The 24,502-nt window shown below is 54.4% G+C and carries 27 protein-coding genes; 21 read left to right on the top strand and 6 right to left on the bottom strand.

The genetic code is table 11. The annotated features are described in order from the left end of the window. The first annotated feature begins 538 nt into the window (after nucleotides 1-538). A complete protein-coding gene (locus BLW59_RS13635) occupies nucleotides 539-991 on the top strand; it encodes a hypothetical protein (RefSeq protein ID WP_139283684.1) in 453 nt (150 codons plus the stop codon). Nucleotides 992-1,073: 82 nt separating this feature from the next. Here the strand turns inward: BLW59_RS13635 and BLW59_RS13640 are convergent, their stop codons facing one another. From BLW59_RS13640 to BLW59_RS13655, 4 genes are read right to left on the bottom strand one after another with little or no spacing between them, the layout of a single operon-like run. Beyond that, on the bottom strand, nucleotides 1,074-1,481 hold the full coding sequence (locus BLW59_RS13640) for a HEPN domain-containing protein (protein WP_074698214.1): 408 nt from the start codon (nucleotides 1,479-1,481) through the stop codon (nucleotides 1,074-1,076). Then, a complete protein-coding gene (locus tag BLW59_RS13645) occupies nucleotides 1,474-1,797 on the bottom strand; it encodes a nucleotidyltransferase domain-containing protein (RefSeq protein WP_074698215.1) in 324 nt (107 codons plus the stop codon). The genes BLW59_RS13640 and BLW59_RS13645 overlap by 8 nt, the downstream gene beginning before the upstream one ends. After that, entirely contained in the window at nucleotides 1,794-2,021 is a 228-nt protein-coding gene (locus BLW59_RS13650; RefSeq protein ID WP_074698216.1) for a Txe/YoeB family addiction module toxin, read from the bottom strand. The genes BLW59_RS13645 and BLW59_RS13650 overlap by 4 nt, the downstream gene beginning before the upstream one ends. A gap of 1 nt (nucleotide 2,022) precedes the next feature. Further along, entirely contained in the window at nucleotides 2,023-2,280 is a 258-nt protein-coding gene (locus BLW59_RS13655; protein ID WP_074698217.1) for a type II toxin-antitoxin system RelB/DinJ family antitoxin, read from the bottom strand. Between the two features lie 85 nt (nucleotides 2,281-2,365). On the opposite strand from BLW59_RS13655, the gene BLW59_RS13660 reads away from it, so the two are divergent. Both BLW59_RS13660 and BLW59_RS13665 read left to right on the top strand, forming a co-directional pair. Next, on the top strand, nucleotides 2,366-2,830 hold the full coding sequence (locus BLW59_RS13660; RefSeq protein ID WP_074698218.1) for a hypothetical protein: 465 nt from the start codon (nucleotides 2,366-2,368) through the stop codon (nucleotides 2,828-2,830). Nucleotides 2,831-3,061: 231 nt separating this feature from the next. Beyond that, nucleotides 3,062-3,442, top strand: a complete 381-nt coding sequence (locus BLW59_RS13665; RefSeq protein ID WP_074698219.1) for a YkvA family protein — start codon at nucleotides 3,062-3,064, stop codon at nucleotides 3,440-3,442. 69 nt (nucleotides 3,443-3,511) lie between these two features. Here the strand turns inward: BLW59_RS13665 and BLW59_RS13670 are convergent, their stop codons facing one another. After that, the gene (locus BLW59_RS13670; protein ID WP_074698220.1) at nucleotides 3,512-4,027 is read right to left on the bottom strand and encodes a nitroreductase family protein; all 516 of its coding nucleotides are present in this window, start codon (nucleotides 4,025-4,027) and stop codon (nucleotides 3,512-3,514) included. A 219-nt stretch (nucleotides 4,028-4,246) separates the two neighbouring features. Here BLW59_RS13670 and BLW59_RS13675 point away from each other — a divergent pair, with 219 nt between their 5' ends. The 16 genes from BLW59_RS13675 (at nucleotide 4,247) to BLW59_RS13745 (ending at nucleotide 22,110) form a co-directional block, all read left to right on the top strand. After that, a complete protein-coding gene (locus BLW59_RS13675; RefSeq protein ID WP_074698221.1) occupies nucleotides 4,247-6,151 on the top strand; it encodes an ABC-F family ATP-binding cassette domain-containing protein in 1,905 nt (634 codons plus the stop codon). 39 nt (nucleotides 6,152-6,190) lie between these two features. Beyond that, nucleotides 6,191-7,483 (top strand): hexokinase, encoded by a 1,293-nt coding sequence (locus BLW59_RS13680; protein WP_029540969.1) that lies wholly within the window; start codon nucleotides 6,191-6,193, stop codon nucleotides 7,481-7,483. 330 nt (nucleotides 7,484-7,813) lie between these two features. Then, nucleotides 7,814-9,175, top strand: coding sequence for an RNA polymerase factor sigma-54 (gene rpoN, locus BLW59_RS13685; RefSeq protein WP_074698222.1), 1,362 nt, complete (start codon nucleotides 7,814-7,816; stop codon nucleotides 9,173-9,175). Between the two features lie 305 nt (nucleotides 9,176-9,480). Beyond that, a complete protein-coding gene (locus BLW59_RS13690) occupies nucleotides 9,481-10,746 on the top strand; it encodes an NAD(P)/FAD-dependent oxidoreductase (protein WP_074698223.1) in 1,266 nt (421 codons plus the stop codon). A 389-nt stretch (nucleotides 10,747-11,135) separates the two neighbouring features. Further along, nucleotides 11,136-11,267 carry a hypothetical protein gene (locus BLW59_RS18185; RefSeq protein ID WP_318258602.1) on the top strand — a complete coding sequence of 44 codons (132 nt, stop codon included), beginning with the start codon at nucleotides 11,136-11,138 and terminating at the stop codon, nucleotides 11,265-11,267. Between the two features lie 61 nt (nucleotides 11,268-11,328). Further along, nucleotides 11,329-13,155, top strand: coding sequence for an indolepyruvate ferredoxin oxidoreductase subunit alpha (iorA, locus tag BLW59_RS13695; protein WP_074698224.1), 1,827 nt, complete (start codon nucleotides 11,329-11,331; stop codon nucleotides 13,153-13,155). After that, nucleotides 13,148-13,735: an indolepyruvate oxidoreductase subunit beta gene (locus tag BLW59_RS13700; RefSeq protein ID WP_074698225.1), complete on the top strand. Its 588-nt coding sequence runs from the start codon at nucleotides 13,148-13,150 to the stop codon at nucleotides 13,733-13,735. The genes iorA and BLW59_RS13700 overlap by 8 nt, the downstream gene beginning before the upstream one ends. Then, nucleotides 13,732-14,967 (top strand): phenylacetate--CoA ligase family protein, encoded by a 1,236-nt coding sequence (locus tag BLW59_RS13705; protein ID WP_074698226.1) that lies wholly within the window; start codon nucleotides 13,732-13,734, stop codon nucleotides 14,965-14,967. The genes BLW59_RS13700 and BLW59_RS13705 overlap by 4 nt, the downstream gene beginning before the upstream one ends. A 16-nt stretch (nucleotides 14,968-14,983) precedes the next feature. Continuing rightward, entirely contained in the window at nucleotides 14,984-15,490 is a 507-nt protein-coding gene (locus BLW59_RS13710; RefSeq protein WP_029540953.1) for an NAD(P)H-dependent oxidoreductase subunit E, read from the top strand. Between the two features lie 15 nt (nucleotides 15,491-15,505). After that, nucleotides 15,506-16,759: a complex I 51 kDa subunit family protein gene (locus BLW59_RS13715; RefSeq protein WP_074698227.1), complete on the top strand. Its 1,254-nt coding sequence runs from the start codon at nucleotides 15,506-15,508 to the stop codon at nucleotides 16,757-16,759. Further along, nucleotides 16,752-18,515, top strand: a complete 1,764-nt coding sequence (locus BLW59_RS13720) for an NADH-dependent [FeFe] hydrogenase, group A6 (protein WP_074698228.1) — start codon at nucleotides 16,752-16,754, stop codon at nucleotides 18,513-18,515. The genes BLW59_RS13715 and BLW59_RS13720 overlap by 8 nt, the downstream gene beginning before the upstream one ends. A 234-nt stretch (nucleotides 18,516-18,749) precedes the next feature. Next, complete coding sequence (locus BLW59_RS13725) at nucleotides 18,750-19,385, top strand: ABC transporter ATP-binding protein (RefSeq protein WP_074698229.1); 636 nt, start codon at nucleotides 18,750-18,752, stop codon at nucleotides 19,383-19,385. Then, nucleotides 19,357-20,028 (top strand): heme exporter protein CcmB, encoded by a 672-nt coding sequence (locus tag BLW59_RS13730; RefSeq protein WP_074698230.1) that lies wholly within the window; start codon nucleotides 19,357-19,359, stop codon nucleotides 20,026-20,028. Before BLW59_RS13725 ends, BLW59_RS13730 begins: the two co-directional genes overlap by 29 nt. A gap of 4 nt (nucleotides 20,029-20,032) precedes the next feature. Continuing rightward, nucleotides 20,033-20,680, top strand: coding sequence for a cytochrome c biogenesis protein (locus BLW59_RS13735; RefSeq protein ID WP_074698231.1), 648 nt, complete (start codon nucleotides 20,033-20,035; stop codon nucleotides 20,678-20,680). After that, entirely contained in the window at nucleotides 20,673-21,041 is a 369-nt protein-coding gene (locus BLW59_RS13740; RefSeq protein ID WP_074698232.1) for a cytochrome c maturation protein CcmE, read from the top strand. Before BLW59_RS13735 ends, BLW59_RS13740 begins: the two co-directional genes overlap by 8 nt. Before the next feature lie 142 nt (nucleotides 21,042-21,183). After that, on the top strand, nucleotides 21,184-22,110 hold the full coding sequence (locus BLW59_RS13745; RefSeq protein WP_074698233.1) for a phosphatase: 927 nt from the start codon (nucleotides 21,184-21,186) through the stop codon (nucleotides 22,108-22,110). Between the two features lie 49 nt (nucleotides 22,111-22,159). Here BLW59_RS13745 and BLW59_RS13750 read toward each other — a convergent pair whose 3' ends face one another. Then, a complete protein-coding gene (locus tag BLW59_RS13750; RefSeq protein ID WP_175463453.1) occupies nucleotides 22,160-23,059 on the bottom strand; it encodes a DMT family transporter in 900 nt (299 codons plus the stop codon). A 306-nt stretch (nucleotides 23,060-23,365) separates the two neighbouring features. Here BLW59_RS13750 and BLW59_RS13755 point away from each other — a divergent pair, with 306 nt between their 5' ends. Together BLW59_RS13755 and BLW59_RS13760 are read left to right on the top strand one after the other, a co-directional pair. Beyond that, entirely contained in the window at nucleotides 23,366-23,635 is a 270-nt protein-coding gene (locus tag BLW59_RS13755) for a TIGR03905 family TSCPD domain-containing protein (RefSeq protein WP_074698234.1), read from the top strand. Nucleotides 23,636-23,678: 43 nt separating this feature from the next. Beyond that, the gene (locus BLW59_RS13760; RefSeq protein WP_074698235.1) at nucleotides 23,679-24,446 is read left to right on the top strand and encodes a histidinol-phosphatase HisJ family protein; all 768 of its coding nucleotides are present in this window, start codon (nucleotides 23,679-23,681) and stop codon (nucleotides 24,444-24,446) included. The last annotated feature ends 56 nt before the right edge of the window (nucleotides 24,447-24,502 follow it).

Here is a 24,502-nt window from a genome sequence, read left to right on the forward strand (position 1 = left end):
AAAATGACTTTTTCAGCTTTTTCATGTGAGTGATTTTAGTCAATTATCTCATATGGGAGGCACAGTTTAAATACACCGTATTATTTACCGCTTACTATGGAAATGTCTTTTTTTGACACATTCGAAGATAAAGAAGCATATATAAACAAAAATTTTTATATGTCGGATAGTGAGTTGTACATCAAATATTTTAATGCGGATGGGACGTTGAAGCATTAAAATCCGCAAATACATCAACGGTAGAAAGGGCCTTGCCTTCGATGGCCTCCTGGTAGCCGGTCAGTAGGTGATGGCGTAGCTCCTCGTCAGTCATCTTGTCGGCATTAATCGACTTGGGAAGGCTGGCCTGGCTTCTGGGGTATGAGCTTCCTGCTGGCCAGGGGGAATTGCCGCAGGACGAGCAACATCTGCTGCAACTTTTTCGAAGTCTAAGCGTAGAGCATAGGGAAGACCTGCTGATGCTGGCCATGAGATTCCAGGTACATGATGATGCAAGAAAATGTTGAATGAGAAGCGTGTAATAAGCAGGGAGGAGTATATGGAAAAATACAAAAGTAGAGTTGGGCGGCATAAAATCGTCTATAGCCACACAGGTGAGTTCGATGCCTGGGTACCTGCCACCATGGAGTTCCTGGGCACCCTGATGCCGCCCACTCTTTCCAAGCGGGCGGCTGCCATGCTGCTCTTGGTGGCTGGCATGGGCAATGAGGAAATTGTGGCTCTGACGGGCATGTGCATCAGGAGCGTCCGGGCACTCAGGAAAACTATGGAGGAGCAGGAGCCAACCTCCGAGCTTTTCGAATATTATGAAGCCATTGCCAAAGTGGTGGGCTATACAGGCAATTTCATCCATAACACGGATAAGCCGGAAGGCATGAAGCGGAAGCTTACTGATGTTGCATGTCTCAGTGCTTTCGGCTGGCAGGCTAAGACAAGTTTGGATGAAGGGTTAAGCAAGACTTTTGACTTTTATCTTCAGGCTAACCGTTGAAGAAGAGACTGGCTATGAAAAAGGCCATCTCTGTGGGATATAATCCTTTAGAGATGGCTGCTGGAGATGTTGTGGTACAGACTTATTCCTTATTGATTGCTTTTGTGGCCCAATTCAAGATTTTTTCGGCATGTCTCAGTGCTTGGGTGGTTTTGTACTCGTCGATGTTGTCTTGAAGCATACTGGGGTATCTGGTGGCAACGCTGTAAGGGAAAAGTTCATCGGCATAATCATAGAACTCATCTTCAAAGGGATATTGGTTCTTATCGATGCTATCCAATAGGAATGAAAGGTCATGGGTTTTGGCAACAGAATTTTGTGTAGCATCGTTTAAGATTACAGCCTTGATAGCTTTTTCTGCAGTTTGCTGGGCATGGAAGCAGATAATTTCCAATGGTTTTGGAATGAATTCTTGCTCCAAATGCTTGGCAACCTCTAGCTCGATTTTTGCCTGGGCTAACCAGATATGAGGGTCGATTGCCTTATCCATAAATCAGTACCCCTTTTGTGGCTACATCATTTTCAACTGATAATGGAGAATCTTTTAATAAATTAAAGGTGTCAAAGCGATTGACTAGGACATCAACGGCGCGCTGTTTCTTATGGCGGAGGGATTTTTGAGCGGACACAATCAGGTCTAATGTGTTCCTTTTGTCATCATCAGGCATGACTACATAGAAATCGTAGTCACTGCTTTCGGTATTCCTTCCCTCGGCAAAAGAGCCAAAAAGGTAAATTTTTTTAGGGTGGAGGCTGTCGGCGATGGTGTCAGCCAAAAACTTTATGTGCTCAAATTCGTCAATCATTTATGCTGCCTCCTTTCGTGGTAAACGAGGCGGTTTTTGTCATCAATCCTGCGGCTCCAGTATCTGCTGAGGTCATGCTTGAGTGGCTCAGGGTTGCCAATGCCGGTGTATTGATTTCGCTTGATGTCTTTGATGAGCATGTTGATGCGTTTCAAGATTTTCCTGTCCCGGTTTTGCCAGTAGCAATAATCGTCCCAGGCATCATCAGACCATGAAAGTATCATGTCAGTCCACCTCGACTAACTCATGGACTGTGCTATGGCCGGCTTCGACTTCTGCTATGGATTTGCGGAGCCGCTTCAGATTCCTCTCGCTGTAGAAGGGGTCTGCCTCAATCTCGAAGGGGATGCGCTGGGTTCTGATGACTGCCTTGACAAACATGTTGATGGCAACAGATACGTTCAGACCTGCATTGTTGCAGAATTCTTCAAAGTATTTCTTGTCATCGTGGTCAATTCTGACGCTGAGGGTAGCTTGTGCCATATATATCACTCCTTTTTATACATTATATAGCTTGTGTGTGACAATGGCAATACAAAAAGTCTTTATCCCTGGTAAGGAGGAGTATATGGAGAAGTATAAAAACAGAGTTGGACGGCATAAAATCGCCTATAGCTACACCGGCGAATTCGATGCCTGGGTACCTGCCACCATGGAGTTCCTGGGCACCCTGATGCCGCCCACTCTCTCCAAGCGGGCGGCTGCCATGCTGCTCCTTGTGGCTGGCATGGGCAATGAGGAGATCGTGGCGCTGACGGGCATGTGCATCAGGAGCGTCCGTGCTCTGCGCAAGATTATGGAAGAGGAGGAACCCACTTCCAAGCTTTTCGCCATCAAACGCGGCTCTGGGCGGAAGAAGAAGACCGAGGGTATCGAGGAGCAGGTGTGGGTGGAACTGGATACCGGCAACTACCATACCAATAAGGCCGTGGCGGATATGCTGAAGGAAAAATTCGGTATCGAAGCTTCTGTGAATCTGGCCGCCAGGCTGGTGAAGCGGTGGAAAGAGACCCGAGAAGAGGCAGCAGAGTAGGGGTTGCAGAAGGTGCGGAGCTGACAGGAGTGCCCCCGCTGGGCGGGGGCTGGGGCGTTGCCTTGATAAGGAGCTTATGACTGTGAGAACATGATTCGAGGCTTCTGTGAACTTGGACTCCAGGTTGGTGAAAGCGGGCGTTTTTCTTGCCTTTTCCATGCCAAAGTCATAGAATATGGCAAAAGGATTCATCAAGTGGAGTTCGATTTTGCAAGTAAGAGGAGATGCTCTATGGGACGCATATTTGCTTTGCTGAAGCTGTTTCGCCATGATTTTATCGTGATGCTCATTGCCCTAAGGAACAAGGACACCCCTAAGTCCGTCAAGGGGCTCCTGGTGGCGGCGCTGCTTTACTTTATCAGCCCTGTGGACCTGGTGCCGGATGCCCTGCCTTTGGCTGGCATGATGGATGATCTGGTGATTGTGCCCATGGCAGTGGAGGGGCTGCGGAAGCTGCTGCCCTATCATGTGCTGCGTGACAGCGAGGCCAAGGCGGCGGGTTTTGCCAGGTATATGCCCTGGGCGCTGGGACTGGCTACCTTTTTCGTCGCCAGCTGGTTTATCCTGCTCATCTGGGGGCTGTTCAGCCTGATAGCGCATATTTTTGGCTGACGATAAATCATATCAGGCATAGTAAAAGCCCGGAGCGCAATCGACTCCGGGTTTTTGTCGTGCAGATTATCAGCGGTAGGAAACAAGTTCCTCTATGGGCTTGGTTTTCTCATGGGTGGGAGTGGGGCGCACGCCCTCGGCAGCGTAGCCGAAATCCATCAGGAGTACTACAGTCTCATTCTCCGGCAGCTTCATGGCCTCTGCCGCCTTGTCGGGGTCGAAGAAGTTCAGCCAGCAGCTGTCCACCCCTTCGGCTTTGGCTGCCAGCATCATATGGGTGGCGACGATGCTGGCATCTTCGGCGCCGGAGTTGTATTTGTCGCCGGGATAGGTAAAGCACTGGGTGCTGTCGTAGGTCACTGCCATCACTACAGGGGCGCCGTAGCGGCAGGGAGTCAGGCTGTCTACCAGCTGCAGGGCTTCCTCACTCTGCATGACGTAGACATGCTGGGGCTGGCTGTTCTTGGCGGTAGGAGCCAGCTGTCCTGCCTTGAGGATCTTGTCAAGTATCTCCTGGGGCACGGCTTTGGCAGGATCATACTTCTTGCAGGAGTAGCGCTCCTGGGCCAGTTTCAGAAAGTCCATGATAATCCTCCTTAGGGAATAGAAAGTTTAGCGAAACTATCAGCTTTTTATTCTTGAGCACAAGGCTTTTTTCCTGCTGCAAGGGCAAAAATTGTTTCATTGTAACGGAGATATATTACAAATGCTGTAACTTGTTGCATTGGTGCGGGTTTATCTTGCGCCATGAAAGGCAAACAGTTAAAATAGTAGGGAATGTTAAATGTGCGTTAGAGGTCGAGAATGGTCATTACAGTAGAGAATTTCACCAAGTCCTACGGGGAGAAAGAGCTCTTCACGGGAATTGATTTCAGCCTGGATGAGGGCGATAAAGTAGGCATTGTGGGGGTAAATGGTACCGGCAAATCCACCTTTCTGAAAGCAGTGGCGGGGCTCCTGCCTGTGGACGATGGCACCATGACCACCATGAAGGGGCTGCGCTTGGAGTACCTGGCCCAGGACAAGGAACTGACGCCGGAGAATACGGTGCTGACGGAGGTCTTCCGGGGCTATACGCCGCTGATGGAGGCTCTGCGGGGCTATGAGCTGGCTTTGAAGGAAATCGAGGAACAGCCGGAGAATAAAAATATACAGGAACGGCTGGCCAGGTACAGCGCTGTCATCGATGCTGAGGAAGGCTGGGGGCTGGAGGCGGCAGCCAAGACGGTGCTCACGAAGCTGGGAATCACGGATTATCGTGAAAAGGCAGGCAACCTTTCCGGGGGACAGCAGAAAAGGCTGGCGCTGGCTTCGGCGCTGATCCAGCCCTGTGACTTGCTGCTTTTGGACGAGCCTACCAACCATCTGGACAGCGAGACCATTGCCTGGCTGGAGGAGTATCTGAAGTCCCGCAAGGGGGCGCTCTTGATGGTGACCCATGACAGGTACTTCCTTGACCATACAGCCACCAAGATACTGGAACTGGACAAGGGCAGGGCCTACACCTACACCGGCAACTACTCCGACTACCTGGAGCAGAAGGAAGCCCGCCTGCAGCGGGAGGAAGCCAGCGAGCAAAAGCGGCAGAACTTCCTCAGGAATGAGCTGAAATGGCTGCGCCGGGGAGCACAGGCCCGTTCCACCAAGCAAAAGGCCCGCATCGAGCGCTACGAAGAGGTCAAGAATCAGAAAGTTGACCTGGACAGGGGCGAAGTGCAGATAGGGCTGGCAGGCAGCCGTCTGGGCCGCACGGTGATTGAGCTGGAGCATATCCACCACGAGTTCGAGGGCGTCACCTATATCAAGGACTTTTCCTATACGGTGCTTCGAAATGACCGGGTGGGCATCCTGGGCCGCAACGGCCAGGGCAAGACCACCCTGCTGGATATCATTTCGGGGCGGCTGGCACCCACGTCCGGTACTGTGACCATCGGCCAGACAGTGAAGATTGGCTACTTCACCCAGCAGGCCCGGGATATGGACGAGCGGCTGCGGGCCATCGAGTACATCAAGGAAGGGGCGCACTACCTGACGCTGGCAGATGGCAGCAGGATTTCTGCCACCCAGCTGATGGAGCGGTTCCTCTTTCCGGGGGATTTGCAGTGGACGCCCATCTCCCGGCTTTCCGGAGGGGAGCGGCGCAGGCTGTATCTCCTGCGTATCCTCATGGAAGCGCCCAATGTGCTGCTGCTGGATGAGCCTACCAATGACCTTGATCTGGAGACTTTGGCGGTGCTGGAAAGCTTCATTGACGACTTCAACGGCGCCATTATCTTTGTTTCCCATGACCGCTTCTTCGTGGACAGGCTGGCTGACAAGGTCTTTGCCTACGGGGAAGACGGCACCCTCACCATGTACCCCGGGGGCTATAGCTACTGGAAGGAAAGACAGCTGGAAATGGAAGCGGCGCAGGAAGCAGCAGCAGTTTTCAAGCCGAAAGAAAAGCAGGAAGCTGAACCAAAGCCTGAGAAACCCAAGGCTGCCCGCAAGCTGACCTTCAAGGAGCAGAAGGAATACGCCGAGATTGAGGGCCTCATTGCCAGCAAGGAAGGGGAACTGAAAGTGACCCAGCTGCAGATGGCCCAGAATGCGGCGGATTATGGCAGGCTGAATGAGCTCAGCAAGGAAGAAAGCCGACTGCAGCAGGAGCTTGAGCATCTGATGGAGCGCTGGGCTTATCTGGAAGAAATTGCCGAAGAGCAGGGCTGAGCCTTGTTTTTATAGAATATTAAAAAGGGGATAGAAATCATGGCATTTGACAAGCATTTGTATGACAGCATCATCAAGGAATTCACCGTGGACAAGGAGCAGCTGCAGATGATTGCGGCTGACTTCCGCTATGACCTGAAAAAAGGCCTGGTTGATCCTGATGAATCCTCCCTGCGCATGCTGAAATCCTATCTGGGCCTGCCCTCCGGCAAGGAGAAGGGTGAGTACCTGGCTCTGGATTTCGGCGGAACCAACGTGCGCGTGCTGCTGATCCGCCTGGAGGGCGAGGGCAAGTTTGAGATTCTGAAGAAGGTGGCCAAGCCTCTGAAGGTTGAGGGGCAGTACGATTATATCGGCGCTGATTCCACTGCCGAGCAGATGTTTGACCTGCTGGCAGAGCTCATCGACGAGGCTATCGAGGGTAACCATGAGCAGCAGTACCTGCTGGGCCACACCTTCTCTTTCCCCTCTGAGCAGACTGACCTCAACAATGCCAAACTCATCATCTGGACCAAGGAATTTGCCACCCCGGGCGTGGAGGGCAAGGTGGTGAACGACCTGCTGCTGGAGGCTCTGCACCGCCGTGGCATCGAGAACGTGAAGCCTGCCGCTGTCATCAACGACACGGTGGCTGTGCTTCTTTCCGCTGCCTACAAGCAGGGCGGCACCTACATCGGTTCCATCTACGCTACGGGCCACAATACCTGCTATCTGGAGCCTTATGCAGACAGCGCAGACAAGGCCATGATCCTCAATCTGGAGTCCGGCGGCTTCATGAAGCTGGTGCCCAACCGCTTTGACACGGCCTTTGACGAAGCTTCTGAGAAGCCCGGCGAGCAGCGTCTGGAGAAGATGGTTTCCGGCCGCTATATGGGCGAGCTCTTCGGCATGGCTCTGGCCGAGCTCTTGGACGAGAAGGGCAAGGCCTATGGCTTCACCAGCATCGACATGAGCGGCATGCTGGAGGACGAGAGCGCAGGCCGCACTAAGGTGCAGGAGATTGTCAAGGAAAGGACTGGCCGTGAGCTCACCGCCGAGGAGGCTGAGCAGGTCCGCGACCTGGTCATGACCGTGGTAGTGCGTTCCGCCCGTCTGGTGACGGCTTCTTTCGTGGGCATTATCTGGCAGCTGTCCGGCAAGGACGGCGTGCAGCAGCAGCATATTGCCGTGGACGGTTCTGTCTATGAGAAGATGCCCTTCGTGAAGGAGAATATCATGCGCGCCCTGTCCGAGCTCTTGGGCGAGGATGCGGCCAAGGTTGATACGGTGCTGGATAACGGCGGATCCGGGTTGGGCGCAGCACTTGCTGCTGCCATGTCTGTTGAAAAGTAAGGATTAGAAATACCAGTGGGTACAGCTGATTTTTAGGATTACTCCGTAAATCGTAGGCCTTACCTGCCCCGTGAAACGGGGAAGGTTAAAATATGCCAGTGGCATATTTTAGGCCGAAGGTGGTGGAAGGGGCGAAGGAAACGTGACGGCTTCGATTCCCCCCCTTTCCACCGGCTCCGCCGGTCCCCCTCCAGGGAGCCCACCGGGCTCCCGCGCTTAAGCGCCCCCCGCAAGCGGTGGAGGTAAAAACTGCTAGGAGCGTAGTTTTTCTAAATGTAAAAATTCACTGCTCATGAGTATAACATTAACTTGGAGAGAAGGAGGTACTTGATGGAACAGTCACTGCAAATGAATTTATCCCAGCATCTTGCCATGACTTTTGAGATGCAGCAGGCTATCAAGATACTCCAGCTCTCCGCCCAGGACCTCAGAAGTCTGGTGGAACAGGAATACCTTGACAACCCGACCCTGGAAATGGAATATGGGGCGGGGGCTGAGAGCAAGGAAGATATCTTCAGCGTGGAGGATATTTCCGCTTTGGCGGATTATCTCTACGAGGGAGGGGGCGAACCTGCCTACTTCACGGACGATGTGGACCATGGTCTGGAGGCCGCAGCTCCCTTGGGCCTGACCCTGGAGCAGGAACTGCTGCAGCAGGTGGAGTTTGCCTTTGCCCCGGAAGACGAGGCTGGACGTTCTATTGCCACCTTTATGGTGGGGTCCATTGACAGCCGTGGGTATCTCACCCTGCCGGTGGAGGAAATCGCCAGGGCTACGGGCACCGAAGCGGCGCAGGTCTTAGCGGTGCTGGAAAGAGTCCAGGCCTTTGAGCCCTTGGGGGTGGGGGCCAGGGATCTGGCTGAATGCCTGCGCATACAGGCAAAGGCCCAGGGCATCTACGAGGGACTGGTGGCCGCTGTCATAGACAAGCATCTGTCTCTGGTGGCGGAATTGGGCATCAGGGAAATCGCTGCTGCCGAAAAGGCCAGCCCCGAGGATGTGCAGCTGGCGGTTGATATAGTGAAGACCCTGAATCCCAAGCCGGGCAGCACCTACGGCACGGAAAATGCCAGCTACATCACCCCGGATGTGACCATCGAGAAGGTGGACGGGGGCTATGAGGTGCGGCTCAATGACAGCTACGTGCCCAAGCTACACATCACCAATCTTTACCGCCAGGCGGCTTCCTTCGATGATGATACCCAGAAATACATCAAGAAGCGTCTGAGCGCTGCCACTTGGCTCATCAACAGCATCGAGCAGCGGCGGGAAACCATCCGCAAGGTGGTGGAGGAACTGGTGCAGGTGCAGCGGGAGTTCCTGGACAAAGGCCCTGCCTATCTGAAGCCTTTGACCATGAAAGAAGTGGCGGAGGCCATCGAGGTCCATGAGAGCACCGTCAGCCGTGCCGTGGCCAACAAGTACGCAGAGATTCCCGGAGGCCTCATGCCTCTCAAGGGGTTCTTCCAGACGGGGTTGGGCAAGGCAGGCAGCGGGGAGGATTTCCTGGCCAGTCAGGCGAAAGCAGAACTGGAGCGGCTGATCAAGGGAGAGGACCCCCGAAAGCCTCTGAGCGACCAGAAGCTCTGCGAGCTTTTGAAGGCCAAGGACATGGATATTTCCCGCCGCACAGTTATGAAGTACCGGGAACAACTGGGCTATCCTTCATCCGTCAAGCGAAAACGCTATTGAATTTTAGTTAGTTTTACTACAATTAAATACAATTAACCTGTTTGAAATCGTAGCAGAGGCAAATCTGCTACGATTTTTCAATTTGTGTTGTTAAATAAACCAATAATAGTAATCTGTAGAAATGTTACGCTTTTGTGGGAAAAAGTAATAAATTTGTGAAAATATGTTAATTACCTCTTGCAATAAGCCATAAACATGATATTATATATAGCAAGCAGAGTAAGTAATATTTTTCACATATTAAAGTTAAATTTTTCACTTTTGTATACTCTCTGGATTGTGTAGGTGTTTGGGAGGTTTTTTTCATGGCAGACAGGAAAAAAGTAGTCATAGTAGGCGGCGGCTTCGGCGGCATCAAGCTGGCTAAGGATCTGGCCAGGGAGGACGTGGATGTGCTCCTGGTGGATCGTCACAATTACCATCTGTTCCAGCCCCTGCTGTATCAGCTTTCCACTGCCATGCTGGGCACTGAGGAGATTGCTTATCCCATCCGCAATTTCTTCCGTGAGAACAAGAATGTGGAGTTCTTCATGGCCAAGGCCCAGGGGGTAGACCAGGAGCGCAAAGTGCTCCTCACCAACCACGGGGAGATCAGCTATGACTATCTGGTGCTGGCAGCCGGCGCCACCAACAATTTCTTTGGCATGAAGGAAGTGGCAGAGCACGCCTACGGCATGAAGTCCCTGCAGGAGGCCCTGCACATCAGGAACCATGTGCTTCACATGTTCGAGCGGGCCAACAAGCATGAGGATGACGAGGCAACCCGTCGCAAGATGCTCACCTTCGTGGTGGTGGGGGGCGGCCCCACCGGCGTGGAGGAAGCAGGGGCGCTCATCGAGCTCATCAATATCCAGAAGAAGGAGTTCCACAATCTTGATTTCAATGAGGTGAAGGTCATTCTCCTGGAGGGCACCAACAAGCTGCTGGCCATGATGCCCGAGGATATGCAGCAGGAAACCGTGCGGGTGCTCAGGAAAAAGGGCGTGGATGTGCGGCTGGAAGCTCAGGTGAGCGGCTACGACGGAGATGTGCTGAAGCTGAAGGACGGCACGGAGATTCCCTCCTCCACAGTTATCTGGGGAGCCGGGGTCAAGGCTGTGCCCTTCATCGCCAACTGCGGCGGCGAGGTAGACAGGGCAGGGCGCGTTATCGTGGATGAGTATCTGCGGGTGAAGGGCAGCGACTGCGTCTTCGCTATCGGCGACTGCGCCAACTACTGCCACGGCACGGAGCGTCCCCTGCCCACCATCGCTCCCGTGGCTACCCAGCAGGCAGCCGCCTGCGCGGTGAACATCATGAAGCTGGTGCGTGGAGAGACCAATCTGGAGCCCCTGCACTACAAGGACCTGGGCACCATGGCCACCATCGGCAAGGGTGATGCGGTCATGTCCTGGAAGGGCCACACCATGAGCGGCTTCTTCGCCTGGTGTGCCTGGCTCTTCGTCCACCTCATCCGCCTGGCCGGGCCTTACACGAACTTCACGGTGGCCATAAAGTGGATTTGGAACTGGATCGCCGGCATCCGCCTGGGGCGGATTATCACCAATATCAAATTGGACCCGGAGAATTGAAAACATACTCGTGGTTAGTGAGTTCTTACATTTAGGAGAGCTACGCTTCTAGTAGGTCTTACCTCCACCGCTTGCGGGGGAGGGGGACCGGCGAAGCCGGTGGAAGGGGGAATCGAAGCCGTTACGTTACCTTCGCCCCTTCCACCGCCTAGCGGCGGTCCCCCTTCCCCGTTTCACGGGGCAGGTAAGGCCTATAATTTACGGGGGAATCCTAAAAATCAGTTGTACTAGTAATCAATGTTTTTTATCGGCAGAGCTATCGTAGCAGTTTCGTTGCAAAGTGCTGGATTTTATGACAAATTAATGCTAGAATTTGAGTATGCAAAAAGATTGAGAAGGATATTGCATAGGCACGGCCTCCCGGAGTCGTTAACCGGGAGGCCATTTTCGTGTGCGAAGTTGGCCGTCGCGTTATTCGCGGCGGTTTTTCTTTTGCCCTGGCAGGAAACATCATAAGAAAAGGTGCAAAAGTTCGTCATCAATGGTATACTGAAAACATCGTATGTGTTAAGTTTACATAAATGAAGTGCAATGTGAAATTTTTCCTGTCTTTTAGGAAAGTGATTATTTTAGGAGAGCATTATGCACAGAGAATTTTTGATGGGCAATGAAGCAATTGCCCTGGGGGCCATGGCAGCAGGTGTGAGGCTGGTGGCGGGGTATCCGGGCACTCCATCCACTGAGGTGCTGGAAACTGTGGCGAAGCGCAACCCCGGCAGCATCTATGTGGAATGGTCAGTCAATGAGAAAGCTGCCATGGAACTGGCGGCAGGGGCGGCCTATAGCGGCGCCCGGGCCATGGTGACCATGAAGCAGGTGGGGCTGAACGTCGCTTCTGACCCCTTGATGAGTTTGGAATACGTGGGTGTCAAAGGCGGCCTGGTGGTGATGGTGGCAGATGACCCCGGTCCTATCTCTTCTCAGACAGAGCAGGACACAAGGACCTTTGCCCAGTTTGCCAAGGTGCCTGTCTTTGACCCTTCTTCGGTGGCGGAAGCCTACGAGATGATACAGGAAGCTTTTGATTTTTCCGAGAAGTACCATACGCCTGTCTTTTTCCGCTGCACCACCCGGGTGGACCACGGCTATGAAGCCATCCAGGTCAAAGACGCAGATGAGTACAAAGACGTGCCCATGGAGGGCTTTGTAAAGGATTCCTCCCGCTGGGTGATTTTCCCGCGACTGTCCTTGAAGAATCACGGCCTCATTGAGCAGCGCAACCAGGAACTGACAACTGTGCTGTCGGAGTATCCCCGTAATGCAATCCAAAAGGAAAACGGCAGCTATGGCGATAACTCGGCCAGGAAGGGCATTGCCTCCCACGGTATCAGCTATATGTATACATTGGATTCCCTGGACGAGGAGAACCACGTGCGCCTGCTGAAGGTGGCCATGCCCTTCCCTTTCCCGGAGGAACTGGCTTTGCAGTTCTTGGAGGGACTGGACGAAGTGCTCTGCATCGAGGAACTTGATCCCGTCATCGAGCGGGCACTGCTGCAGATTTGCGGCAAGCATCATTTAAACGTCAGAATCCGTGGCAAGCTGACAGGGGATATGGCCGCAGCAGGCGAGAACACCATGCTGTCTGTGGGCAGGGCCATAGGTTCCTTCTTGGGACTTTCAGAGGAGCCTTTGCCCAAGCCGGCAGATATTCCTTTGCCTGTGCGTCCTCCCGTGCTATGTGCGGGCTGCCCGCACCGGGCTTCCTTTTATGCGGTGAAGCAGGCCATGAAGGGCAAGAAGACCATCTATTGCGGTGACATCGGCTGCTATACCCTGGGCAATGCCATGCCTCTGGATATGTGCGATACCTGCCTCTGCATGGGGGCGGGCATCAATATAGCCCAGGGAGTGGGGCATCTGGACAAGGGAACGAAATGCTTTGCCTTTGTGGGAGATTCCACTTTCTTTGCCGCAGGGCTGACAGGAGTAGTCAACGCATTCTACAATCAGGCGGATATGACCCTTGTGGTTCTGGACAATTCCACTACAGCCATGACGGGGCATCAGCCTCACCCGGGCACAGGGCGCACCGTCATGGGTCAGGTGGTGGAGAAGGTCAGCATCGAGAAGGTCCTGCGGGCCATCGGCCTGACTGTAGTGGAAACTGTGAACCCCTTGGATTTTGCGCAGGCACGGGATACTATTCAAAGGGTGGCTGAGGAACCCGGTGTCAAGGCCGTGATCTTCCGTTCTCCCTGCATTGCCGTCACCAAGCCGGCGGGCCATTCTGCTGTAGCGGCGGAAAAGTGTGTTGGCTGCAAGAAGTGCATTCGGGAACTGGGCTGCCCGGCCCTTATTCTGAAGGATGGCAAAGCCTTTATCGATGCATCACTCTGTACAGGCTGCACCCTGTGTGAGCAGATATGTCCTGTAGGAGCTATCGACGGGGGGTGCAAGAATGAATAAGAACATAATCCTCTGCGGTGTAGGGGGGCAGGGAACCATTCTGGCCTCCAAGCTTATGGCGGCTGCTGCCATGAGGAAGGGCTTCGAGGTGAAGACGGCTGAGACCATTGGCATGGCACAGCGGGGCGGCAGCGTCTTTTCCCATGTGCGTATTGGGGAAGGCTTGAAGTCTCCCATGATTGCACCGGGCAAGGCGGATATCATCATCGCCTTCGAGCTGGCGGAAGCTGTGCGGCATCTGCCCTTCCTCAAGGAAGGGGGGACGGTGGTGGCAAGTCTTGCTCCCATTTTCCCCGTAAGCACCATGATTGGGGATTCGTCTTATCCGCTGGAGGAAGTCTTGCAGCATCTCAAGCAATCGGTTAAGAACCTCACTCTCATTGACAGCGAGGCTGCTGCTAAAGAACTGGGGTCCATGAAGGTGCTCAACGTGCTGCTGCTGGGAGCAGCGGTGCGGACGGGAGAGCTGGGGCTGGAGCTTGAGGATATAGAAGCCGCCCTGCATGAAAAAGTTCCTGCCAAGTTCCATGAACTTAATGAGAGGGCGCTCAGGTACACGGAAGGGAAGAATTTGTCATGAAAATCAATGAAAAGCAATTGCGGCAGGTAGACAAGCAGATACAGAGGCTCCTTCAGGTCAACAATTTTTACGGTCAGAAACTGAGGGAAGCAGGGATTCAGGGGGTCAAGAGCGTGGAGGAATTCCAGCAGCTGCCCTTTTCCCAGAAGCAGGATCTCCGGGACGCTTACCCCTTGGGACTGATGGCAGTGCCGGAGGAAGAGGTGGTGCGCATCCATTCCTCATCTGGTACCACGGGTACTCCTGTCATCATTCCCTATACGGCCAAGGATGTGGATGACTGGGCGGAGATGTTCAAGCGTTGCTACGAGTTTGCCGGCATCACGAATCGTGACCGCATCCAGATTACGCCGGGCTACGGCCTCTGGACGGCAGGCATCGGCTTCCAGAACGGAGCGGAGAAGCTAGGGGCTATGGTGGTGCCCATGGGCCCCGGCAATACCAACAAGCAGATCCAGATGATGATGGACATGAAATCAACTGTCATCACTGCTACCTCTTCCTATGCATTGCTTTTGGCGGAGGAAATCGAGAAGCGTGGCATCAAGGACAAGGTGCATCTGAAAAAAGGCGTCATCGGTTCTGAGCGCTGGGGCAAGAAAATCCGTGACAGGATTTCCACGGAGCTGGGCATTGAGCTCTATGACATCTATGGCCTTACGGAAATCTATGGGCCTGGCATCGGCATCAACTGCAAGTATGACACGGGTATGCACATCTGGGATGATTATGTGTATCTGGAAATCATCGACCCCAAGACCGGGGAAAATGTGCCTGACGGGGAATTCGGCGAGATTGTCATCACGACCCTGGTCAAGGAAGGTGCGCCCCTCATCCGCTACCGCACCCATGATATTTCCCGCATCATTCCCGGGGAGTGCCCCTGCGGCAGCAAGTTCCCCCGCATCGACATCATCTCCGGCCGCAGCGACGACATGATCAAGATCAAGGGCGTCAATGTATTTCCGAAGCAGATCGAGGAAGTGCTGGAAGGCTTCCCGGAACTTTCCAGCGAATACCAGATCCGCCTGTCCCATCTGGACGGCAAGGACACCATGCGAATCTATGTGGAAACCAATGGCAGCGTGAACTTCCAGGAAATGGCAGGCAAGATTGCGGCGGCGGTCAAGAGCAAGATTGGCTTCACGCCGCTGGTGAAAATCGTGGAAATCGGCATTCTGCCCCGCAGCGAGAAGAAGACGAAGCGGGTCATTGATGAGAGGTATGACTGAGGCAAGGAGGGTTCTTATGCTTACCGCTTTGACGAAAGACTATCCCCTCTCTTCCGAGCTGCAGGAGAGGATTGACCTTGTGCTGGAATCCCATGACTATGACCCAACCCAGATTGTGGGCATCCTGCTGGAGGTGCAGGACTTGGACGAGCGGCATTATGTGCCGGAGCCTACTGCTTATTATCTGGCTGAGAAGCTCTCCATGCCCATTACCAATATCTTTGACTGCCTGAATTTCTATGCCCAGCTTTCGGCCAAGCCCAGGGCCAAATATCCCATCCAGGTGTGCAATTCGCCTGCCTGCCGGGTGAATGTCATTGACACCAAGCGCCTCTTGGGAACTTTGGAGCAGCTGCTGGACATCAAGATAGGGGAGACCACCTATGACGGCCGCTTCACCCTGGAGACCATCAGCTGCTTCGGCGCCTGCGACAGGGCGCCTGCTGTGCGCATCAATGGCAAGATATATGACCATCTGGACAGCCGTGAGAAAATAGAGGCGCTGCTGCGTTCCCTGCCCTGAGGAGGTGAGAGTTTCATGGAAAGAATAAGTTTCCTTACCAGCAATTTCGGCAAGTATGACACCAGCTCCATTGGTTCCTATATGAAAATCGGGGGCTTCTCTGCTCTGCGCAAGGCTGTGACCATGGAGCCCCTCTCCATCAGCGACCTCATTGCCAGCGTGAAGGTGAAGGGCAGAGGCGGTGCCGAGTACGACATGGGGCGTAAGCTATCCCAGGCCCGGGCGGTGAAGGGGGAGCGCAAGGTGGTCATCTGCAACGCGGACGAAGGGGAGACCACCACCTTCAAGGACAGGGAGCTCATCAGGAATGACCCCTTCAACCTCATCGAAGCCATCATCATCGCCGGTTTCGTGGTAGGGGCTACGGATGGCTATATCTACATGCGGGCGGAGTATTCCTGTTTCCGTCCCCTGCTGCTGAACGCCATCCGTCAGGCGAAAAGCTACGGCTTCTTGGGAGAGAATATCCTGGGCAAGGGCTTTGATTTCAATATCCACCTTTACTCCGGGGCGGGAGCCTATGTCTGTGGCGAGGGCACGGCCCTCATTCGCTCCATCGAAGGCAAGGCGGGCCGCCCCCGCATGAAGCCGCCTTTCATCAAGCAAAGCGGCGTCTTTGCCCGTCCTACCTGCCTATGCAATGTGGAGAGCCTGTCCATCGTGCCCCATCTGCTGCTGGACGAGGAGCAGGTCTATGCCCGCTGCGGCAGGGGGGATTCCATCGGCACCAAGCTGATCAGCGTGGCCGGCAATGTGAACAAGCCCGGGGTCTTTGAGATTCCCTTCGGCACCACCGTGCGGGAAATCATCTACGAGTTGGCAGGGGGCGTGCAGAAGGACCGTCATATCCGCCTGATCCAGTTCGGCGGCGCTTCCGGCAAGGTGGCGGATGAGAGCATCCTGGACACACCCTACACCTATGAGGACTTGCGGGCGGCGGGAGTCATGGTAGGCTCCGGCGGCATCCTGGTCATTGACGAGCGCACCAGCGTGCTGGACTTTTTGCGCATGAATCAGGAGTTTTTCTCCGAGGAGAGCTGCGGTCAGTGTACCCCCTGCCGGGAAGGGAATCTGCATATCAAGCTCATTCTGGACAAGATGGCAGAGGGGAAAGCCACGGCAGAGGACATCAGGCTGATGCACAAGATTGCCCGGGTCATGTCCATGTCCTCCCTTTGCGGCCTGGGCGAGACGGCCCAGAACAGCCTGCTTTCAGCCATGAAAGTATTCCCCAAGACCTTTGCAGTGGGAGGTGCAATCAATGAGTGAAAATGTGAATCAGGCAGAAAAGCAGGAAATGGTGCACCTCACTATCAACAATATTCCCATCGAAGTGCCCAAGGGCACGAAAATCATGCAGGCAGCCCGGGAAATCGGCATCGATATTCCCCATCTCTGCTACCATGAGGACCAGCGCATCAAGGCCCACTGCCGCCTTTGTTCCGTGGAGGTCACGGGCAGGCGCAGGCTACTGGCGGCCTGCTCCACAGAGGTCTGGGAGGGCATGGAGGTGCACACGGATACCCCCATCGTGCGGGATACCCAGGTGGCCATCCTCCAATTGATGCTGGCCAATCATCACAAGGACTGCCTGAGCTGTCCACGCAATCAGAACTGCGATTTGCAGCGGCTCTGCAGCCGCTTCAATATCATGGAATCCCACTTGCCCAGCGTGGTGAAAGAGGAACCCCGCATTGTCACCAATCCCGCCATTGTGCGGGACCCTTCCAAGTGCATCCGCTGCGGCCGCTGCATCCGGGCCTGCAAGGATGTGCAGGGCATCGCTGCCCTGACCTATGCCCACCGCAGCAGTGACATTACCGTCACCACCGCCTATGACAAGCCCATGGAGCGCACGGATTGCGTGCTCTGCGGCCAGTGCAGCCTGGTGTGCCCCACGGGAGCCATTGTGGAAAAGGACGATACGGACGCAGTGCTGGACGCCCTGCAGGACCCGAAGAAGCACGTCATCGTGCAGGTGGCCCCCTCCGTGCGGGTGGCCTTGGGTGACGCCTTCGGCATGGAGCCCGGGGAGATAGTCACGGGCCAGATGGTCACGGCCCTGAAGCTTTTGGGCTTTGACAAGGTCTTTGATACCAACTTCGGCGCCGACCTCACCATCATGGAGGAAGCCAGCGAGTTCTTGCACAGGCTGGAGCATGGCGGCACCTTCCCCATGATCACCTCCTGCAGCCCCGGCTGGGTGAATTTCCTGGAAAAGAACTTCGGCGACTTCACCGCCCATCTTTCCAGCGCCAAATCTCCCATGAGCATGTTCGGGGCCATTGCCAAGACTTACTATCCCGAAAAGACGGGCATTCCCGTGGAGGATATCGTCACCGTTTCCATCATGCCCTGCACTGCCAAGAAATTCGAGGCTGCCCGACCGGAGATGGGCCGGGAGGGCAGGCAGGATGTAGATATCGTCCTCACCACCCGGGAGCTTATCAAGCTCATCAAGTATGTGGGCCTCACTTTCCAGAACCTGCCTGAGAGCGATTTCGACAGCCCTCTGGGTTACGGCACGGGGGCAGGTGCTATCTTCGGTGCCAGCGGCGGCGTCATGGAAGCAGCCCTGCGCACTGTCTACGAGAAGTACACGGGACAGACTTTGGAACGCCTGGACTTCCAATCCGTCCGCGGCTTCGAAGGCATCAAGGAAGCAGAGGTGGACCTGGGCAGCCGCAAGGCAAAGGTTGCCATTGCCCACACCTTGAAAAATGCCCGCATCCTCATGGAGCAGATCCAGAGAAACGAATCCCCCTATGATTTCATCGAGATCATGGCCTGCCCCGGCGGCTGCATCGGTGGCGGCGGCCAGCCCATTGGCACCACCAACGCCATCAGGAAAAAGCGCATGGCAGCCCTCTATGAGATTGACAGAAACCTGCCCATTCGCAAGTCCCATGAGAACCCGGATATTATCACGCTTTACAAGGAGTTCTTGGGAGAGCCCTTGAGCGAGAAGGCTCACGAACTGTTGCATACACATTATCATAAGGTGGAGAAGGAATATACCTTCTGAGACAAATCCCGCCCGGGGAATTGGGCGGGATTTTCAAGTTGCAACGAATTGTTTTACTATGAACACTTAGCGAAGCAAGCCTGAAAGGCGCAGTCTGAGCTTAGTGTTCGTGTAAGGGCGTAATGCGAAACACAGTTTAGCATGGAGTTTGTTAGATTGCATAAGGACTTTCTCTGCAAGTGATGATATAATGATAAAAGCGCAATTGTGAATATATTCTTGATGAGGTAATCGATGGTAGAGATAGAAATGGAGGGAGTGGGGAAATCCTTTGGGGGCACAGTGGTCTTCAGGGATTTCTCTGCTCATTTGCAGCCTGGGGGGGTTACGGCTGTGCGTGGCGCCAATGGCAGCGGGAAGTCTACGCTTCTGCGGCTGGCGGCAAAATTGCTTTCTCCTGATACAGGAAAGGTTGTGGCCCGGGACAGGGAAGCAGGACTGGTGCTGGAGAAGGCGGAGTTTCGCAGCCGGCTGGCTATGGTGACGCCGGAACTGCGGTTTTATCCTCGGCTGACGGCCTGGGAGAATATGGATTTCCTGCTGGGGCTCAGAGGGGAGAAACTTTCTGGGGACAGCTACAGCAAGCTGCTGGAGCGGGTAGGGCTGTCTGAGAAGAAGATGAACGGCGTGCAGGCCGGGGGGCTTTCCACGGGCATGAGGCAGCGTCTGAAATTGGCAGTGCTGTTGGCTTCTCAGGCGGAGGTTTGGCTGCTGGACGAGCCGGGGGCCAACCTTGACCTTGAGGGACGTTCTCTTGTCTTGAGGGAGGCGCGGCAGGCGGCGGACTCCGGCGTGCTGGTGCTCCTTGCTACCAACGACGAAAGGGAGGAGGCAGCGGCGGATGAATGCATCAGTCTGGGCGGGAACTAAGCTGGTTCTCATGAAAGAATTCAGGCAGGGCATGAGATTCAAGGCTTCCTGGGCTGCCATGCTCATGTTTGCCCTCACCACCCTTTCCTGTGTGAGCCTGGCCCTGCAGGGGGCGGCCCTGTCACCGAAGCTGGCGGCGGCCCTCCTCTGGGTGATACTTTTCTTTGCCTCCATGGTGGGGGCGGACAGAGTCTTTCTGGACGAAGAAGCGGCAGGGACCTTGCTGGCCTTGCGTGTTTACGGCGACTCCCAGCCGGTGCTCTTTGGCAAGATGCTCTATACTTATCTGGTCTTGCTGGCCATGGGGCTCTTTATCCTGCCGCTCTTCCTGATGCTGCTGGCGGGAAATGTGGCAGAACCTATACTGTTGGTCCTGACCACGGCCCTGGGGCTGTTGGGGGTGGCGGCAGCTGGCACGCTGGTGGCTGCTCTGACTATAGGTTCAGCGGTGCATGGAGGGCTGTTCTCCATTCTCATGCTGCCGGTGATCCTGCCCGTGTTCCTGCCCGCCATCAGCCTGACGGCGGGGGCTTTAGGAGGGGAGGCCGGTTCCTTTTCCTATTTGGGAGGGCTGGCACTTTATGATATGATTTTGATGGTGGGGGCGTCCCTGCTCTTTGATTATCTTTGGTATGAGGAGTGAAGCCATGCTGGCGGTTTTATCTGTGCTGACTTTGGCAATCATAGGTGTTGTTTTCTTTGTGGTGCCACCGGCGGAGGGACTGGGCTATTATGTGCGCCTTGCCTTCTTCCACATTCCCGTGGCCTGGGTGTCGGTGCTGGCCTTTCTGGTGAGTGCCTTTTATGGGGCAAAATACCTGAAAGAGCCAAAGCGCCATTATGACAGGCTTTCGGCCAATTCTGCGGGGCTGGGACTGGTGTTCGTCATTCTGGCCACCCTTAGCGGAGCGGTGTTCTCCAAGCTCACTTGGGGGGCTTACTGGAACTGGGACCCGCGGCAGACTACCATCTTCGTGCTGCTGCTGATTTATGGGGCCTACCTCACCCTGCGGGCGGCCATGCCGGATGAAAAACGACGGGCCAGGGTCAGCGCGGTCTACGCCCTGCTGTCCTTCCTGACGGTGCCCTTCCTGGTGTTCATCATTCCCAGGCTGTACTTTTCCCTGCATCCGTCCCCGGTGCTCAATGCCGGCGGCCATATAGACATGGACCCGGTGATGCTCTGGACGCTGCTGGCAGCGCTGGCGGATATGACGGGAATTTACTATTACTTGTTGAAGCGCTATGTGAAGAAGGCGGAAGAAGGAAAAGAAGGAGAGGCTATCCATGAATAGGAAAATATTGCTCATTGCCCTGTTGACGGCCTTTGTGGGCTATGCTGCCTGGAATTTCATGGATTCCGTGACCCCCTATGTCAGCGTGGCAGAAGCGAAGGTGGCCCAAAGCTCCGTGCAGGTGAAGGGCCTCCTGGACAAGAGCGCTCCCGCGCCCCATCAGGAGGGGGATGATTTTGTCTTCACCTTGCAGGACGAGGAATCCGGGGAGACTTTGCCCATTCGGTATAAAGGAACCAAGCCTGACCAGTTCGACGAGGCCCATCATATCGTGGCTATCGGCAAGTGCCAGGGACAGGACTTTGTGGCAGAGAAGCTTTTGATCAAGTGCCCGTCCAAGTATGAGCAGCAGAAGCAGTGACATCTGCATGAGCCTTCACCTCAATGGGAAGGCTTTTTCTATTGCCTATGGCAAAATCTGAACATTTGCCTTATAATTGAGTTGGACGTTTTAGATGTTTCTGACGAATACAAACGGGCTTTCTCAGAAAGGGGATAGCAATATGTATGGCATCATCGATATCGGTTCCAACACCATCCGGCTCAATATCTATCGCATGGACGGGGATAAGCCGGAGCTCTTGATGAGCAAGAAGGATTCCACGGGTCTGGCTTCGTACATCAAGCATGGGCGCATGAATGAGGAAGGCATTGAGCGGGCCAGCATTATCCTTAGCGAGTTCAACGGTCTTTTGAAGGCCTTTGATGTGGAGGGTCATGCCTTTGCTACGGCGGCCCTGCGCAATATTGACAACAGCGAGGAAGCTGTGGATCAGATCATGCGGGCCAGCGGGCTGAAGATAGAAGTCATCCCCGGCGAGAAGGAAGCAGAACTGGACTTCGTGGGGGCTACCCGGGCCATGCACCTGCATACAGGCCTCCTGGTGGATATCGGCGGCGCCAGCACGGAACTGGTAGTCTACAAGGACCAGAAGATAGAGAAGGCTTTCTCCATGCCTGTGGGTTCACTTTCCATGTACAATGAGTATGTGAGCCATCTCATTCCCACCAAGAAGGAGCGCAAGGCCATTCAGGAGGCTGTGCTGGCAGCCATGATGGCGGATGCGGAATTCTTCGAGGGCAAGTATAAGAAGATTGACGGCATCTGCGGTGTGGGTGGTACCGTGCGCGCAGCCTGCAAGCTCAACAATGCCATGTTCAGCCTGCCTCCCAACAACAGCGTCATCAATGCAGTGAACGTGAAGAAAATTCTCAAGAAGCTGGAGAATCCCGAAGGTGATGAGGAAGTGGCTACTGACAAGCTGGACCTCATGCTGAAGGTAGTGCCGGACCGCATCAGGACTATCCTGCCGGGCATGATCATCCTGCAGACGGTCATCAAGCAGTTCAAGGCCAAGATGATTCATGTGAGCTATATGGGAGTGCGCGAAGGGTATTTGTATCAGCAGGTTTTGAAGAGGGAAGTCTAAAGAGAAAACAACGGGTTGCGAAGAAAGATTTCTTCGCAACCCGTTGTTTTCATTGCGCTTGTGGTGTGGGATTTTTCTTCATTATCGTGCGCAGCTGGCTTACTATTACTCCTGCGAACATTAGGAGGCAGCCGGAGAGTTGGGCGAAGGTCATCTGTTCGCCTAAGATGATGTAGCTGGCCAGTGCGCCGAAGACGGCTTCGAAGCTCATGATGACGGCGGCTTCGCTGGGGGCGGCGTATTTCTGGCCCACGATCTGCAGGGTGAAGGCTACGCCGGTGGAAAGCACGCCTGCGTAGGCAATGGGGAACCAGGAGTGGAGGATGGGAGCCAGGGTGATGGTCTCCGTCCCCAGGGCGGCGGCAAGGCTGGCAACGAAGCAGCAGATGGTCTGGGAGAGGGAGAGTTCCAGTACGTCTACATGGGGAGCGAAGCGGTCGATGAAGAGTATCTGGGCTGTCCAGCCCAGGGCGCTGAGGGCTACCAGAATGTCGCCCAGGTTCAGGGCAAGGCTTCCCTGGATGGTGAGCAGGTAAAGGCCGCTTACCGCCAGCACAGCCCCCAGCCAGTTCACGGCGTAGACCTTGCCCAGGCGGAAGAGGGCGGCGCCCAGGGGGACCAGCACGATGTAGAGGGCGGTGATGAAGGAGGTCTTGCCCACAGTGGTATACTGCAGGGCTATCTGCTGCATGGAACTGGCGATGAAGAGCAGCAGCCCTGAGCCAAGGCCAAGTTTCCAGCCGGAATGGTGCAGGCCGCGTTCTTTTCTTGAGTTGCGTTTCTTTCCGTCCATGAGCCAAAGCCCCCAGAGGAAGATGGTGCCCAGGAAGAAGCGGGCGGCGGCGTAGGTGAAAGGCCCCAGTTCGTCCATGCCCACCTGCTGGGCCACGAAGGCGGTGCCCCAGATGAGAGCGGTGATAAGCAGCAGGATATTGCCACGCATTTGCATAATGAAGTCTCCTTTGTACGATATATTGCTTCATGCTATCCTATTGGCAGGGAACTGTCAACAAACAAAATGGACAAGGGTTATTGAGATTTAGCCCGGATATGTTATATAACTCGGAAGAAGATGTTCCCTGCCTCCATTGGTGGGGGTGGGCGAATATCATAACAGGCGGTGAGTCAATATATCCTGCCTCGTTGAAACACCAATTGGAAGATTTTGCCCGTGGCAAAATTTGAACAATGGTGTTATAATTACCTGGTACTAAATATTTTCGCAAGTTCATTGTATAAGTTAGGAGAGTTTATTTTGATTTACGAATACAAGACGAAGGGCACCTGTGCCCGCAAGATTACCTTGGAGCTGGATGGCAAGACCATCAAGCACGTTGAGTTCGAGGGCGGCTGCAATGGCAACCTGAAGGGCATCAGCAAATTGGTGCAGGGCATGGATATGGATTTTGTCATTGAGCGCTTTGCAGGCAATACCTGCAACGGCAAGAATACTTCCTGCCCGGACCAGCTGGCCAAGGCACTGCAGGCTGCCTACGAAGCTGACCAGATCAACGCCGGCAACTGAGTTTGAATCCAGTCCTGTCCCTTAAGAATGCGAGGTAATCATCATGATGTTTGACAGCCACACTCATACGGAGTTTTCTGCTGATTCGGAAATGCTTGCCTCTGAAGCTTTGGAAGCAGCTGAGAGACTGGGACTGGGGCTGGTGTTCACGGAGCACCTGGATCTGGAAGCTGCTCCCATAGAGTTCACCTTTGACCCTGAGGCCTACTGGAAGAAATACCTGCCCTTGCGGGGGGAGAACCTGCGGCTGGGCATTGAGGTGGGCATGAAGGCTGGTACGCTGGAGGGCAGCCGTGAGTTTGTAGCGCGGGTGCCCTTCGACCAGGTCATAGGTTCCATTCACTTCCTGGATGATTTGGACATCTACTATCCAGATTTCTTCGAGGGCAAGGAAAAGGAGGAAGCCTACCGGAAGTATTTCCGCGTTATGGTGGACAACCTCTACAGCCATGATTTCATAGATATCCTCGCCCATATAGACTACATCTGCCGCACTGCTCCTTACGACAATCCGGAGCTTGATTACGGCTCCTTCAAGGAAGAGATTGATGAGGTGTTGAAGGCCGTCATTGAGACGGAGACAGTGCTGGAGCTGAATACCCGCCGCTTTGGCGACAAGCTGGCTGTCAAGGAACTGGTGCCCATCTACAGTCGCTACAGGGAACTGGGGGGCAGGTATGTGACCATTGGCAGCGATGCTCATAAACAGGAAACTATTGGCGCACATTTCTATCAGGCCAGGCGGTTCGCCTCTGAGATGAACCTCCAGCCAGTGACCTTCTGCAAGAGGCGGATGGAGCTTTGTGACTGACACTTCGGGCGGAAAATTCTTGCAACAAGAGGATAAATAGGGTAGAATAACAATAT

The organism is Selenomonas sp. KH1T6 (assembly GCF_900108415.1).
In the GTDB taxonomy this organism is placed as follows: Bacteria; Bacillota; Negativicutes; order Selenomonadales; family Selenomonadaceae; genus Selenomonas_B; species Selenomonas_B ruminantium_A.